A 13,692-nucleotide genomic window follows, 5' to 3' on the forward strand; every position below is an offset into this window, starting at 1 on the left:
GAAGCCGCCTTTACGTCTTGAGGAACGCGACGGCCAGGCCCACCAGGACAAGGGCCACGCCGAGAATGGTTTCCTCATAGCGCTCGACCCATTGCAGACCCAGGCGCTTGAAGCCGGCCAGGCTGAGACCGGTGAAGATCAGCATGCCTGCGGCGGTGGCGGCGGTCAGGATCGCGCTCAGCACCAGGAAGGCGACCCAGCCGTGCTCCATGCCGGCCAGATAGTAGGGCAGGAAGGCCTCGCACGGCGAGAGTGTCAGCAAGGTCACCAGGGCGGCGATCGCGGCGCGATCGGAGGCGTAGATCCGGCGGCTCGCTTCCGGCAGGGCATGGTTGTGGCGGCCGCGCACCATATAAAAGACGCCGACCGCGATCATCAGCCCGCCCACAATCCAGTGAAACAGCCCGCCCAGCGAGGGTTGCAGGGCCATGCCCGCCAACACCAGGGCCAGGCCAAGGGCGATCGTCAGGCCGACATGGCCGATCCCTGCCAGCAGGGTCACGCCGAGCGTGCGGCCCGTCGACCATTTCTGCGCGCGCCCGACCAGCACGAACGGCAGCCAGTGAGTCGGCAGCGCGGCGTGCAGAAAGGCGACCGCAAAGGCGGTGACGGCGATCGAGGCGAAGAAGGGCGAGGTCACGGAAGGGCATATAGCGTGTTATAAAGTAACATTCCAGAGGGTACCCACCCTCTTGTTTGCTTTCGTCGCGCACCTCGGCTGAATCCGCCGCTACGCCGTTGACTCCCGAGCCTTGGGCTGTATAAGTCGCGCCCTCTTCGCCCGCCGGGTTTCCGAGCGGGCGTTCCCTATTTTGCGAACGCACGTTTTTAAGGCGCTAACCTATGTACGCGGTGATCAAAACCGGCGGCAAGCAGTACCGGGTTCAAGCCGGCGACCTGCTGGTGGTCGAAAAGCTCGAAGGTGAACCCGGCGCGGCCGTGGCCTTCGGTGAAGTCCTGATGCTTGGCGAAGGCGAGGCCGTGACGGTCGGCGCCCCCACCGTGGACGGCGCTGTCGTCTCCGGAACCCTGCTCGAAACCCGCAAGGGCGAGAAGGTGAAGATCTTCAAGAAGATCCGCCGTCAGGGCTACCGCCGCACCCGCGGTCACCGCCAGTTCGAATCCGTCGTGCGCGTCACGTCGGTGGCCGGCGCCGGCAAGGAAGCCAAGTGGGAAGGTACGATCGACCTGACCCCGAAGGTCATCCTCGACGCCCGCGCCCGTGGCCTCGGCGACGCCGCTGTTCCGGCGACGATCCCGGCTCCGGTCGAAGCTGCTCCGGCCAAGGCCGAAGCCGCCCCGAAGAAGAAGGCCGCCCCTAAGAAGGCCGCCGCCAAGACGGAGGAAGGCGAAGCCTAAGGGCGACGCCTTCTAAGGTAGGAGAGCAAGATGGCTCACAAGAAATCAGGCGGCTCGTCCAGCAACGGTCGCGACTCAGAGTCGAAGCGCCTTGGCGTGAAGAAGTTCGGCGGCGAGAAGGTTCTCGCCGGCAACATCCTCGTGCGCCAGCGCGGCACCAAGTTCTACCCGGGTTCGGGCGTGGGCATTGGCAAGGATCACACCCTCTTCGCGCTCGTCCAGGGCGCGGTGGGCTTCGTGACCAAGAAGCACAATCGCACCTACGTGACCGTGACCCCGGCCGCTCAGCCGGCCGAGTAAGCACGAACCAGGTTTCTTTCGGGTCGTGCTTCGCAAGAAGACGATCCGGACAGACGATCTCTAGCGGGGAGTCCGGACGCCGGGCTCCCCGCTTTTGTTTTGTCGCGCCGCTGAAACAGGCTTGGCCATGGCGGTGTCACGGTCCCGGATGAAAGAGGGCCGGAGAAACCTGGGAGGCGCCGATGTGCGTCATCGAAGAAAGTCCTGTCATCGAAACCCGGCGGCTGACGCTGCGCGCCCCGGCCAAGGCCGATGTCGAGCGTGTGGCGGCCTTCTGCGTCGATCATGACGTGGCGCGCATGACCACGCGCATGCCCTCGCCCTATACGCGCGGCCATGCCGAAGAGTTCGTGGCTCGGTGCGGCACGCAGGACCGTACGCGCGACAACACCTTCGCGATCGATCTGGCGAACGAGGGCCTGATCGGCGTCGTCGGCCTCTTCACCAATCCTGGTGGTCCCGTCGAGCTGGGCTATTGGATCGGTCGCCCCTACTGGGGTCGAGGCTACGCCACCGAGGCGGCGCGCGGCGCGCTGGACTGGGCGCGCTCGGTCTGGCGCAAGCGGCGTGTCACCGCCGGCCACTTCGCCGACAACGACGCCTCGGGCCGCGTGCTGGTCAAGGCCGGGTTTCTCTATACGGGTGTGGTCGAGCACAAGCCGTCAATCGCGCGCGGGGAACCGGCGGCGACGCGGATGATGGTCTGGCTGGCCTGACGGCGTTGAGCGCTCCCTTCCCCGTTTTGCAGGCAAGGAGGATCGGCGCGAACCGACGAGACGGAGGCGGCCGCCTAGCCGCCTCTACGCCGCCCGGTGCGTGTGGATCACCTTCTGCGGACCTTCGCGGAAGCGCTTCTCGGCCGTGACGATCCGCTCGCAAAGGGCGTCCAGATCGCTGAGCAGCGAATAGGTGGCGTAGATGGGGATCTCCATCATCGCCACCTGAGCGCGCGGCATGAACTCGGTGTACTTCTTCCACGCCGGGTGGTTGTCGCGCGCGTTCAGCGCCCGCTGACCCAACGGGTTCCAAAGATCGAGGTCCATCAGTTCGTCACGGCACTGCTTCATGACCGGCAGGGCGATGTAGAGGAACAGGAACGTCGGCGTTGCGGCGCGGCCGAACTGCGGCTGAACCTGCAGGTGCCAGATGCGGTAGGCTTCGAAGAAGCCGGCCTTGCGCACCGGGTCCGGCGGCAGCCAGGTGGCGTTCTCATTGATCAGGTCGGCAGCCGTTGCGGCCCGCTTGACCAGTTCGTCGGCGGTGGAGCCGGGCGGCATGGTCTTGGACAGGGCGTTGACCGGAATCGCCAGCTTCTTGGCCACATCGGGATAGGTGACCAGCTTGCCGCCCATCGGCGTCCATTGGCCGAACGACGGCGCGCCCGGGGTGCTGGCGCGCCTGGTGGCGGCGGCCTTGTGCAGGAGAAGCTGCTCCTCGCGCATCTGCTCGGCGCGGAGCCGGTCGAACTCGGCCTCATGAGCGGCCTGTTCCTCGGCGGTCATCCAGCGCGCGCGGCCTGGGCCATAGGTGCGCTCGTATCGGTTGAGCAAGACGAGGCTGTGGTCGGTGGACGGCCTGGGGCCCACTTCGCCCAGGAAAGTCTTGAAATCCCGCCACTGCGGCGCGACGCCAGTGCCCCGACCGATCAGGATGTTGCGGTGCGTCGAAGCCTCAGCGCTATACTTGCGGTGGAGCTCCTGCGTCGACAGATCGCGCAGATCCTTCGCCAGCAACGCTACAACTTCTTCTTCACTCGCCAAGGTCAGCCTCCTGCTCCGTCGTAGAAGAAATGACGGTTTTGCTGCCAAGATTCTTTGTGGCACTCCTTGTTTTAACATTTCGTCACGATGGCGAACGCCGGTCGCAGTTTAACGTTTGCAGAGACCGTGACCAAGCGACACAGGCCTGAGGGCGCCCAAACGGCGTTTGGGCTCGACGCGCGGGACGCCTTGGGACAAAAGGACCCCATGAAATTCTTGGACCAATGCAAGATCTATATCCGCTCCGGTAACGGCGGCGGCGGATCGGTGTCGTTCCGCCGCGAGAAGTACATCGAGTACGGCGGCCCGGACGGCGGCGACGGCGGTCGCGGCGGCGACGTGTGGATCGAGGCCGTCGAAGGCCTCAACACCCTGATCGACTATCGCTATCAGCAGCACTTCAAGGCCGGCACGGGCGTGCACGGCATGGGCCGAGCGCGGCATGGCGCGGCCGGCGAAGACGTCGTCCTGAAGGTCCCGGTGGGCACCGAGGTGCTGGAGGAAGACAAGGAAACCCTGATCGCCGACCTTGACCACGCCGGCATGCGCCTGCTGCTGGCCAAGGGCGGCAACGGCGGGTGGGGCAACCTGCACTTCAAGGGCCCGGTCAATCAGGCGCCGAAATACGCCAATCCCGGTCAGGAGGGCGAGGAGCGCTGGATCTGGCTTCGCCTGAAGCTGATTGCCGATGTCGGCCTGGTGGGCCTGCCCAACGCCGGCAAGTCGACCTTCCTGGCGGCCGCCAGCGCCGCCAAGCCCAAGATCGCCGACTATCCCTTCACCACCCTGACCCCCAACCTCGGGGTCGTGGATCTGTCCAGCAGCGAGCGCTTCGTGCTGGCCGACATTCCCGGCCTGATCGAAGGCGCTTCCGAGGGCGCGGGGCTCGGCACCCGCTTCCTTGGCCACGTCGAACGCTCGGCGACCCTGATCCACCTGATCGACGCCACCCAGGACGACGTCGCCGGCGCCTATGAGACGATCCGGGGCGAGCTCGAGGCCTATGGCGACGAGCTGGCCGACAAGGCCGAGATCCTGGCGCTGAACAAGATCGACGCCCTGGACGAGGAAACCCTCGCCGAGAAGGTCGCCGAGCTGGAAGCCGTATCGGGGATCAAGCCTCGCCTGGTTTCCGGCGTCTCCGGCCAGGGCGTGACGGAACTGCTGCGCGCCGCCTACAAGCAGGTCCGCATCCGTCGCGGCGACCTCGAGGAAGAGATCGACGACGACGAGGATCACGTCGACGAGACCCCCGGAGGCTGGACGCCGTGACGTCGGGCTCCCAGGGAGCCTTCGAGGCCGCCCGCCGCATCGTGTTCAAGGTCGGCTCGGCCCTGCTGGTCGACGCCGAGACGGGCGCAGCCAACCGCGCCTGGCTGGAGGCGTTCTGCGCCGACGCCGCCGACCTGCGCGCCGCCGGAAAACAGGTGCTCGTGGTCTCGTCCGGTGCGGTGGCCCTGGGCCGTCGTCGGCTTGGGCTGACCGGTCGAAAGACCACCCTGCCCGAAAAGCAGGCCGCCGCCGCCGCAGGTCAGAGCCTCCTGATGCGCGCCTGGGAGGAAGCTTTCGAGCCGCACGGGATCGGCGTCGCCCAGATCCTGCTGACCCGCGACGACACCGAGATGCGCCGCCGCTGGCTGAACGCCCGCGCGACGACCGAGACCTTGATGGGTTTGGGCGTCGTCCCCGTGGTCAACGAGAACGACACCGTCGTGACCGAGGAGATCCGGTACGGCGACAACGACCGCCTGGCCGCGCGCGTCGCCCAGATGGCCGGCGCCGACCTCCTGGTGCTGCTGTCGGACATCGACGGCCTCTACACTGCCGATCCGCGCAAGAACCCCAAGGCCGAGCATATCCCGCGGGTCTCCGAGATCACGCCGGAGATCGCCGGCATGGCCGAGGGGGCCAACGCCGCCGCCGGCGTCGGCACCGGCGGCATGGCCACCAAGATCGCCGCCGCCCGTATCGCCCGCGCCGCCGGCTGCGCCACCCTGATCACCCTGGGCTCGCGCCCCCGCCCGCTGGCGGCCATCGCGGCCGGCGAAAAGGCCACCCTGATCGAGGCGGGAGCCTCGCCCGCCGCCGCCTACAAGGCCTGGATCGCCGGCTCGCTGGCGCCCCAGGGCTGGGTCACAGTCGACGCCGGGGCGGCCAGCGCGCTGCTGGCCGGCAAGAGCCTGCTGCCCGCCGGGGTCCGCGCCGTCGAGGGTCCGTTCGACAAGGGCGACGCCGTCCGCGTTCGCGACGAAAACGGCCGTGAGGTCGCGCGGGGCCTCGTGCGCTATGACAGCGCCGACGCCCAGCGGATCGCGGGTCTGAGATCAGACGCCATCGAGGCCGAACTCGGCTTTACCGAGGGCCCGATGATCCATGCCGACGACCTGGCCGTAGCCCACTAGACCTTTCCAGTACGAGCATTCCCATGGCCTACCGATCGCTCCGCGAATTCATCGACGTCCTGGAGGCCAAGGGCGAACTGGTGCGGGTCAAGGAGCCGGTCTCCAGTGTGCTGGAGATGACCGAAATCCAGACGCGCCTCTTGGCGACCGGTGGCCCGGCGGTTCTGTTCGAGCATGTGCTGCTGCCCGATGGCTCGCGTTCGGAGATGCCGGCGCTCGCCAACCTGTTCGGCACGGTCAAGCGCGTGGCCATGGGCGTGACCCTGGGCGGCGAGCCCCGAGAGACGGCAGGCGAACTGCGCGAGGTCGGCGAACTGCTGGCCTTCCTGCGTCAGCCCCAGCCGCCCAAGGGCCTCAAGGACGCCCTCGACATGCTGCCGCTGGCCAAGACGGTGATGAGCATGCGGCCCGGCACGGTGAAGAAGGCCCCCGTGCAGGAGGTCGTCCTGACCGGCGACCAGATCGACCTCTCCAAGCTGCCGGTCCAGACCTGCTGGCCAGGCGAGCCCGCGCCGCTGATCACCTGGCCGCTGGTCGTGACCAAGGGCCCCAGCAAGGACCGCGAGGACAACTTCAACCTCGGCATCTACCGCATGCAGGTCCTGTCGAAGGACAAGTGCATCATGCGCTGGCTGGCCCATCGCGGCGGCGCCCAGCACTATGCCCGCCACAAGAAGGCGGGCTCCAAGGAGCCCCTGCCCGCCTGCGCCGTGCTGGGCGCGGATCCGGGCACCATCCTGGCGGCCGTGACGCCGGTGCCCGACACCCTGTCGGAGTACCAGTTCGCCGGCCTGCTGCGCGGCGCCAAGGTCGACCTCGTCCCGGCCAAGACCGTGCCGCTGATGGTTCCGGCCCATGCCGAGATCGTCATCGAGGGCCATGTCCTCCTGGACGAGTACGCCGACGAGGGCCCCTACGGCGACCACACCGGCTACTACAACAGCGTCGAGAAGTTCCCGGTCTTCCAGGTGACGGCGATCACCATGCGCAAGGACCCGATCTATCTGACCACCTTCACCGGCCGTCCGCCGGATGAGCCCTCGGTGCTGGGCGAGGCGCTGAACGAGGTGTTCATCCCGCTGATCCGCCAGCAGTTCCCCGAGATCGTCGACTTCTGGCTACCGCCCGAGGGCTGCAGCTACCGCATCGCGGTGGTGTCGATGAAGAAGGCCTATCCCGGCCACGCCAAGCGCGTGATGCTGGGCGTGTGGAGCTATCTGCGCCAGTTCATGTACACCAAGTGGGTGATCGTCGTGGACCACGACATCAACGCCCGCGACTGGAAGGACGTGATGTGGGCGATCAGCACCAAGATGGATCCCGCGCGGGACATCACGGTCATCGAGCACACCCCGATCGACTATCTGGACTTCGCTTCCCCTGAGAGCGGTCTCGGCTCCAAGATCGGCCTCGACGCCACCGACAAGTGGCCGCCCGAGACCAAGCGCGAATGGGGCGAAGAGATCCGCATGGACCAGGCCGTGGTCGACAAGGTCAGCGACATGTGGGGCCGGCTGGGCCTGCCGGGTGACGGCAAGCCGATCTGGAAGTGATTGAAGCGGTCGGTCGGGGGCCATCGTGGACGCGTTTGAATTCTTCTTCAGCTTCTATGGCCTCCTGCTCGGCTTCTCGGTCGCCGAACTGGTCGGCGGGTTCGCGCGACTGCTGGACGGTCGCCGGCAGGTCAGGTTCGGCCTGCTGACGCCGATGCTGGCGCTGTTCGTGGCGATCGACATCGCCAGCTTCTGGAACCAGGCCTGGGTGATCTTCCGACCTGCGCCCTACAACTACGCCCTGCTGATCCTGGGTCTTGTGGTGGCCAGCACCTTCTATGTCGCCGCCACCCAGGTCTTTCCGCGGGAGCTGAAGTCCGGCGAGAGCCTGGATGACCATTTCTGGGCGCACCGGAAGCTGGTTCTGCTCAGCGTCCTGGCGGCCAACCTGCTGATCGTGCTGGTGTTTCTGGGGCTGGTGACCATCAATGGCGAGATCGGCCGGCTAAACCTCGGCCCTGTGTTCTGGGCAGGCACGACCCTGTTTACGATCTTGACCCTCGTGGCGGCTGTGGCGCCGGGGCGCTGGATCTCGCCGATCGCCCTGGCGATCCTACTGGCGTATCAAGGCTGGCAGATCGTGCGCTCGGCCGAGGCGCTGGTCAGTCGAGGCGGCTGGTCGCTGATCGGCGGCTAAGTGGGTTGTCATCCAACGCCAGAGGCGCGAGGACTTGGCCCCATGCGTACGACCGCCCTTCTCGCCACCGCCCTGCTTGCCTTGGGAGCTCCCGTCATGGCCCAGACCACCCCGCCCAAAGCCCCGTGGGACGAAGCCTTCCTGCCGCCGGCGCCGCATTGGCAGGGCGCCAGCCAGGCGCTGATCCGTGACAAGGCCGATCCGTGGGTGACGCCGTTCGAGGCCGACGCCGAGCACAATGTCTCGCCGACCTACGCCGACACCCGCGCCTGGTTCCAGAAGCTGGACAAGGCCAGCCCCCTGATCCGCGTCGAGGACTTCGGCGTCTCGCCGCAAGGCCGCGAGATCTTCGCCGTCATCGCCTCCAAGGACGGCGACAAGCTGGATCCCAAGAAGCCGCTGCTGCTCGTTCAGGCCGGCATCCACCCCGGCGAGATCGACGGCAAGGACGCCGGCATGATGCTGCTGCGGGACATGGTGTTCCACGACAAGGACAGCTTGCTCGACAAGGTCAATCTCGTGCTGATCCCGATCCTGTCGGTCGACGGCCACGAGCGGGCCAGCGCCTATTCGCGCCCCAACCAGCGGGGCCCGCGCATCCAGGGCTGGCGCAACACCGCGACCAACCAGAACCTCAACCGCGACTTCATGAAGCTGGACCAGCCGGAGATGCGGGCGCTGAAGCGCCTGCAGGCCAAGTACAAGGCCGATCTCTATGTCGATGTCCACGTGACCGACGGCATGGACTACCAGTACGACGTCACCTACGGCTTCAACGGCGAGAACGGCGTCTGGAACCGCTCGCCGGCCATCGCCAAATGGCTGGACGGGGTGCTTAAGCCCGCCATGAACCAGGGCCTGGAGGCGCAGGGCCATATCCCGGGCGAGCTCGTGTTTGGCGTGGACGAACACAATCCCAAGGCGGGCTTCTCGGACGGGGGCCTGGGCGAGCGCTTCTCGAACGGCTGGGGCGCGGCGGCCCACGTGCCGACCATCCTGATCGAGAACCATAGCCTCAAGCCCCACGCCCAGCGGGTGCTGGGAACCTATGTGTTCATCGAGACGGCCCTGAAGCTCTTGGCCGAAAAGGGTGGCGACCTGCGCCAGGCCATCGCCGCCGACAGCGCCCTGCGCCCCGCTGAGATCCCGGCCAATTTCGTCGCCGATCCGAAACCCGCCTACACGCGCGCTTTCAAGGGCATCCGTTACGAATACTACGACAGCCCCGCCTCGGGTCGGAAGGAAGTGCGATGGCTGGGCGAAGTCGACCCGGAGATCTGGAACGTCCCGTTCTACGGCTCCAAGCCCTCGCTGACCCTCAAGCGTCCAGCCGCCTACTATGTGCCCAGCCACCGCCCCGACATCATCGAGCGCCTGAAGCTGCACGGCGTGGCGCTGGAGACCCTGGCCACCGACAAGACGCTGAAAGTCGAGATGATCCGCCTGGTCGATCCCAAGATCGCCGCGCGCGCCAACGAAGGCCACGTCCAGATCAGCGTGGAGAAGGTCACGACCGAGACCCGCGACTGGACCTTCCCCAAGGGCTCGGTCCGCGTGCCGACCGACCAGCCGCTCGGCGACCTCGTCGTCCTCTTGCTGGAACCGCAGTCCAGCGAGAGCCTGTTCGCCTGGGGCATGGTTCCCGAGGTGCTGAGCCGCGTCGAGTATATCGAGCCCTACGCCATCGCGCCGTTGGCTGAGAAGATGATGGCGGCGGACCCGGCGCTGAAGGCCGAGTTCGAAGCCAAGCTGGCGGCGGAGCCCAAGTTCGCCGCCGATCCGGCCGCGCGTCTGGCCTGGTTCTACAAGCGCACCCCGTTCTACGACGATCACCACCTGCTATACCCGATCGCCCGCGAAATCGCGCGATAGGCACGCCGGGTTGCCGATCCCGGGCGGAAGGCCTCATATGGCGCTCCGCTCGGGGGGAGCGGGCGTAAGGACGACGAAAAGACCATGGACACGATCGTTTCCGGCCACGCTGCGGCGCTCTGGGCCGGCCTCAATCTCTTTCTGCTGCTGATCCTCTCGCTGCTGGTCGTGCGCCTGCGCCAGAAGCACAAGGTGGCTCTGGGCGACGAGGGCATTCCTGAACTCGCCCGCGCCATCCGCGCCTTCGGCAACGCGTCCGAGTACATTCCGTCGGGCATCGCCGCCCTGGCGGTTCTGGCCGTCGCCGGCGCCGCGCCCCTGGCGATTCACGTGGTGGGCTTCATCCTGTTCGCCGGCCGCGTGGTTCACGCCATCGGCCTGTCCAACAGCGGCGGGGCCTCGATCCCGCGCGCCGTGGGCATGGTGGCGACCTGGCTGGCCTATATCTTCGCCGGCGTGGCGCTCCTGCTGTCGGCCATCGGGTAGCTACGAATTGTCCTCCCCCGTTGCACGGGGGAGGAGATCACGTCCATAAGACCCCATGGACGATAATCTGCTGCATGACGTGGTCGCCGCCGCGCGCAAGGCCGGGGCCGACGCGGCCGAGGCTGTCTTCGCCGAGCGCCAATCCCTTTCGGTTTCCGTTCGCCTTGGCGAGCTGGAAGAGGTCGAACGCGAGGAGGCTCGAGATCTGGGCCTCCGCGTTTTCATCGGCCAGCGCAGCGCCACGGTTTCCGGATCGGACATCTCGTCCGAGGCCCGCGCCAAGCTGATCGAGCGCGCCGTCGCCATGGCCCGCCTGGCGCCGGAAGATCCCTATGCATCGCTCGCGCCGCAAGACCGCCTGGCGCACGGCCCCTTCCCCGATCTTGACCTGATCGACGCCTACGAACCCTCGGCGCAGACCCTGGAGACCCAGGCTCGCATCGCCGAGGAGCACGCCCGTGCGGTCAAGGGTGTCACCAATTCCGACGGCGGCTCGGCCACCTGGTCGTCGTCGCGCTGGGCCTTGGTCACCAGCGACGGCTTCCACGGCGCGCACGCGGCAACGGGCCACTCGATCTCGGCCTCGGCCATCGCGGGCGAGGGCGCTGGCATGGAGCGCGGCGGCGAAGGTCGATCGACCCGCCACTTCGGTGATCTGCCGGCGGCGGGCGATATCGGCATGGAGGCCGGCCGTCAGGCTGTAGCCCGTCTGAACCCACGCAAGATCGCCTCGACCACCGCGCCGGTGATCTTCGAGAACCGCCTGGCCATGAGCCTGATCGGCCCGCTGCTGGGCGCGATCTCCGGCCCCTCGATCGCGCGCGGCACCTCGTTCCTGAAGGACAAGCTGGGCCAAGCGATCTTCGCCAAGGGCGTCAACCTGCTGGAAGATCCGCACCGGGTGCGCGGCCTCGGCTCGGCCCCGTTCGACGATGAGGGCGTGGCCACGCAAGCCCGCGCCCTGATCGAGGACGGCGTGCTGACCACCTGGCTGCTGAACACCAGCGCCGCCAAGCAGCTGGGCCTGGCCACCACGGGCCACGCCTCGCGCGGCCTGGCGGGTCCGTCCGGCGTCTCGACCCACAACCTGACGCTCCAACCGGGCGCGCAGGACCTGAAGGGCCTTATGAAGGACGCCGGAACGGGTCTGGTGGTCACCTCGATGTTCGGCCCCTCGCTGAACGGCAACACCGGCGACTGGTCGGTCGGCTGTTCGGGCTACTGGTTCGAAAACGGCGAAAGCACCGGTCCAGTTACCGAGATCACCGTCGCCGGCAACCTGATCGACATCTATGCGCGCCTCGTACCGGGCTCGGATCTCGAGTTCCGCGGCGCCAGCAACAGCCCCTCCCTCTTGGTCGACGCCCTGGCGATCGCGGGCAAATGAACGACCTGGACCTGATCATCGCCGCAGCGCGGGAGGCGGGCGAACTGGCGCTCGGCGCGCGCGAGAGCGGCCTGACGATCTGGTCCAAGGAAGGCGGCTCGCCGGTGACGGACGCCGACCTCGCCGTCGACACCCTGCTGCGCACCGAACTGCGCGCCGAACGGCCCGACTATGGCTGGCTGTCGGAAGAGACCGCCGACGACCCGGCGCGTCTGGCGACCGGACGACAGTTCGTGGTCGATCCGATCGACGGCACGGTCGCCTTCATGAAGGGCAAGCCCTGGTTTGCAGTGTCGATCGCCGTGGTCGAGGACGGCCAGCCCATCGCCGCCGTGGTCCACGCCCCGGCCCTGGACGAGACCTACGCCGCCACCCTGCGGGGGCCGGCCACTCTGAACGGCGCGCCGATCGCCCCCAGCGATACGGACGCCCTGGAAGGCGCGGCCATGCTGGGCGACGCCAAGATGTTCGCCCACCCCGCCTGGCGCGAGCCGTGGCCCACGATGCGGATCGAGACCCGCAACTCGATCGCCTATCGGGCGTGCCTCGTCGCCGCCGGCGCGTTCGACGCCGCCGTGGCGCTGTCCCCCAAAAGCGAGTGGGACGTGGCGGCCGCCGACCTGATCTGCCAGCGCGCCGGCGCGGCGCTCAGTGATCACAAGGGCCGCCCCTACGCCTATAATCGGCCCGTTCCGCAGGTTCCGAGCCTAGTTTGCGCCAATCGCGCGCTTGCGCCATTGATCCTTAACCGTGTCGGGCATATCGAGCTGCCATAACTATAATTCCTCGCAGGAACTTGCTCAAAATGCCTGACAAGCAGCTTCTTCATATCGTAGTCGGCGGCGAGCTTAAGGACGTCGCGGGCGTCGAATTCCGTGACCTCTCCAAGGTCGAGTTCGTCGGCGCCTATCCGAGCTACGACGAGGCCCACAAGGCCTGGAAGGCCAAGGCCCAGGCCACGGTCGACAACGCCCACGCCCGCTACTTCATCATCCACGCCCACAAGCTGCTGGATCCGAGCGAAGGGTAGCCCCAAAACCCTCCCCCTAGCGGGGGAGGTGTCGGCGAAGCCGACGGAGGGGGAAGACGCCGGCTAGCCCGAACTCCCCCCTCCGGCCTTCGGCCGCCCCCCCCATAGGGGGAGGATTTGGATCACTCCCGCCGCAGGATCTTGTCCGTCAGCACCTTGCCCAGCATGCCGGCGCGGAAGGTCTTCTTCATCTCGACCGGGTCGTAGTCGTCGCTCTCGACCCAGTCGCTGAAGGTCAGGCCCTTGGGCTCGCCCTTCTCCAGATACTGCTCGAAGACATAGTCCAGCACGCCGGTGTTGCCGTGCTTGATGTGCAGGTAGCGCGGCCCCAGCTGCTGCATCGCCTCACGGATCGGCTGACCCAGCCGATAGTGGGCGTAGAACACGCTCATGATCCCCGCCCGGTCCGCGCCGGACTTGCAGTGCATCAGGGCCGGATATTCGATGCGCTCGAACAGTTCCTTGGCGCCCCGCACCCGCTCGCGGATCGGGACCTCGCGCGAGGTGATCACGAAGTCGACGAAGTTCAGGCCCAGGCGTTCGCAGGCGTCCTTCTCCAGCGCATAGAAGCTGCCGTCGAAGCCGCCGCGCAGGTTCACGATCGTCTTGATCCCCCGCTTCTTCCACCAGGCCAGCTGGAACGGCCAGGGCTGGTTGGCGCGGACGAGTTCCGGGCTGATCCAGTGGGCGTTCGAAAAGCCCAGCCGCAGATAGGCGTGGTCATTCCACAGATAGTGGAGATAGGTCTTGAACCGGCCCCAGGGCGTGGTGAGGTCGAACTTGGCCAAGGCGGCGCGATCCTTCGGAAATTCCGGTCCTAACTAGGGGCTTAGCCCGCGAAAGGCAAAATCCCGCGACGATCCGCCTTCAGAGCGTCGCTTTTCCGGGACACTGAGTCCCGCGCGT

15 protein-coding genes and 1 pseudogene are annotated in these 13,692 nt (G+C 67.1%); 12 read left to right on the plus strand and 4 right to left on the minus strand.

From position 1 onward, the window contains the following. Positions 1-10 precede the first annotated feature (10 nt). Positions 11-640, minus strand: a complete 630-nt coding sequence (locus CVUC_RS06650; protein WP_010918209.1) for a hypothetical protein — start codon at positions 638-640, stop codon at positions 11-13. Positions 641-843: 203 nt separating this feature from the next. Here CVUC_RS06650 and rplU point away from each other — a divergent pair, with 203 nt between their 5' ends. The 3 genes from rplU (at position 844) to CVUC_RS06665 (ending at position 2,375) form a co-directional block, all read left to right on the plus strand. Continuing rightward, positions 844-1,359, plus strand: a complete 516-nt coding sequence (gene rplU, locus CVUC_RS06655; RefSeq protein ID WP_010918208.1) for a 50S ribosomal protein L21 — start codon at positions 844-846, stop codon at positions 1,357-1,359. Between the two features lie 30 nt (positions 1,360-1,389). Then, on the plus strand, positions 1,390-1,659 hold the full coding sequence (rpmA, locus tag CVUC_RS06660) for a 50S ribosomal protein L27 (protein WP_010918207.1): 270 nt from the start codon (positions 1,390-1,392) through the stop codon (positions 1,657-1,659). 182 nt (positions 1,660-1,841) lie between these two features. After that, positions 1,842-2,375, plus strand: a complete 534-nt coding sequence (locus tag CVUC_RS06665; protein WP_096032292.1) for a GNAT family N-acetyltransferase — start codon at positions 1,842-1,844, stop codon at positions 2,373-2,375. Between the two features lie 84 nt (positions 2,376-2,459). Here CVUC_RS06665 and CVUC_RS06670 read toward each other — a convergent pair whose 3' ends face one another. Further along, positions 2,460-3,419: a hypothetical protein gene (locus CVUC_RS06670; protein ID WP_024265526.1), complete on the minus strand. Its 960-nt coding sequence runs from the start codon at positions 3,417-3,419 to the stop codon at positions 2,460-2,462. Positions 3,420-3,626: 207 nt separating this feature from the next. On the opposite strand from CVUC_RS06670, the gene obgE reads away from it, so the two are divergent. From obgE to CVUC_RS06715, 9 genes are all read left to right on the plus strand, one after another. Next, positions 3,627-4,691 carry a GTPase ObgE gene (gene obgE, locus CVUC_RS06675; RefSeq protein ID WP_010918204.1) on the plus strand — a complete coding sequence of 355 codons (1,065 nt, stop codon included), beginning with the start codon at positions 3,627-3,629 and terminating at the stop codon, positions 4,689-4,691. Then, positions 4,688-5,821, plus strand: coding sequence for a glutamate 5-kinase (gene proB, locus CVUC_RS06680; RefSeq protein WP_096032291.1), 1,134 nt, complete (start codon positions 4,688-4,690; stop codon positions 5,819-5,821). Before obgE ends, proB begins: the two co-directional genes overlap by 4 nt. Positions 5,822-5,844: 23 nt before the next feature. Further along, positions 5,845-7,374: a UbiD family decarboxylase gene (locus CVUC_RS06685; RefSeq protein WP_096032290.1), complete on the plus strand. Its 1,530-nt coding sequence runs from the start codon at positions 5,845-5,847 to the stop codon at positions 7,372-7,374. Positions 7,375-7,399: 25 nt separating this feature from the next. After that, the gene (locus CVUC_RS06690) at positions 7,400-8,011 is read left to right on the plus strand and encodes a hypothetical protein (protein ID WP_096032289.1); all 612 of its coding nucleotides are present in this window, start codon (positions 7,400-7,402) and stop codon (positions 8,009-8,011) included. A gap of 42 nt (positions 8,012-8,053) precedes the next feature. Then, positions 8,054-9,883 (plus strand): M14 family metallopeptidase, encoded by a 1,830-nt coding sequence (locus CVUC_RS06695; protein WP_096032288.1) that lies wholly within the window; start codon positions 8,054-8,056, stop codon positions 9,881-9,883. 84 nt (positions 9,884-9,967) lie between these two features. Then, on the plus strand, positions 9,968-10,369 hold the full coding sequence (locus tag CVUC_RS06700) for an MAPEG family protein (protein ID WP_010918199.1): 402 nt from the start codon (positions 9,968-9,970) through the stop codon (positions 10,367-10,369). A 55-nt stretch (positions 10,370-10,424) separates the two neighbouring features. Continuing rightward, positions 10,425-11,756, plus strand: coding sequence for a TldD/PmbA family protein (locus CVUC_RS06705; protein ID WP_096032287.1), 1,332 nt, complete (start codon positions 10,425-10,427; stop codon positions 11,754-11,756). Then, positions 11,753-12,532 (plus strand): 3'(2'),5'-bisphosphate nucleotidase CysQ, encoded by a 780-nt coding sequence (locus CVUC_RS06710; RefSeq protein ID WP_096032286.1) that lies wholly within the window; start codon positions 11,753-11,755, stop codon positions 12,530-12,532. The genes CVUC_RS06705 and CVUC_RS06710 overlap by 4 nt, the downstream gene beginning before the upstream one ends. A 20-nt stretch (positions 12,533-12,552) precedes the next feature. Next, positions 12,553-12,786 (plus strand): DUF4170 domain-containing protein, encoded by a 234-nt coding sequence (locus CVUC_RS06715; protein ID WP_012639934.1) that lies wholly within the window; start codon positions 12,553-12,555, stop codon positions 12,784-12,786. Here the strand turns inward: CVUC_RS06715 and CVUC_RS20340 are convergent. Beyond that, positions 12,781-12,913: pseudogene (locus tag CVUC_RS20340) on the minus strand (hypothetical protein); the annotation flags it as partial. The gene CVUC_RS06715 and the pseudogene CVUC_RS20340 overlap by 6 nt on opposite strands. Then, positions 12,909-13,574 carry a tyrosine-protein phosphatase gene (locus CVUC_RS06720; protein ID WP_010918195.1) on the minus strand — a complete coding sequence of 222 codons (666 nt, stop codon included), beginning with the start codon at positions 13,572-13,574 and terminating at the stop codon, positions 12,909-12,911. The gene CVUC_RS06720 and the pseudogene CVUC_RS20340, both read right to left, overlap by 5 nt. Positions 13,575-13,692 lie beyond the last annotated feature (118 nt).

The organism is Caulobacter vibrioides, from assembly GCF_002858865.1.
Lineage (GTDB): Bacteria > Pseudomonadota > Alphaproteobacteria > Caulobacterales > Caulobacteraceae > Caulobacter > Caulobacter vibrioides.

Excerpts from the sequence above, each read along its gene's own strand:
- CVUC_RS06665 (WP_096032292.1), top strand. The coding sequence starts at position 1,842 with ATGTGCGTCATCGAAGAAAGTCCTGTCATCGAAACCCGGCGGCTGACG.
- CVUC_RS06710 (WP_096032286.1), top strand. The coding sequence starts at position 11,753 with ATGAACGACCTGGACCTGATCATCGCCGCAGCGCGGGAGGCGGGCGAA.
- CVUC_RS06705 (WP_096032287.1), top strand. The coding sequence starts at position 10,425 with ATGGACGATAATCTGCTGCATGACGTGGTCGCCGCCGCGCGCAAGGCC.
- rplU (WP_010918208.1), top strand. The coding sequence starts at position 844 with ATGTACGCGGTGATCAAAACCGGCGGCAAGCAGTACCGGGTTCAAGCC.
- rpmA (WP_010918207.1), top strand. The coding sequence starts at position 1,390 with ATGGCTCACAAGAAATCAGGCGGCTCGTCCAGCAACGGTCGCGACTCA.
- obgE (WP_010918204.1), top strand. The coding sequence starts at position 3,627 with ATGAAATTCTTGGACCAATGCAAGATCTATATCCGCTCCGGTAACGGC.
- CVUC_RS06700 (WP_010918199.1), top strand. The coding sequence starts at position 9,968 with ATGGACACGATCGTTTCCGGCCACGCTGCGGCGCTCTGGGCCGGCCTC.
- CVUC_RS06695 (WP_096032288.1), top strand. The coding sequence starts at position 8,054 with ATGCGTACGACCGCCCTTCTCGCCACCGCCCTGCTTGCCTTGGGAGCT.
- CVUC_RS06685 (WP_096032290.1), top strand. The coding sequence starts at position 5,845 with ATGGCCTACCGATCGCTCCGCGAATTCATCGACGTCCTGGAGGCCAAG.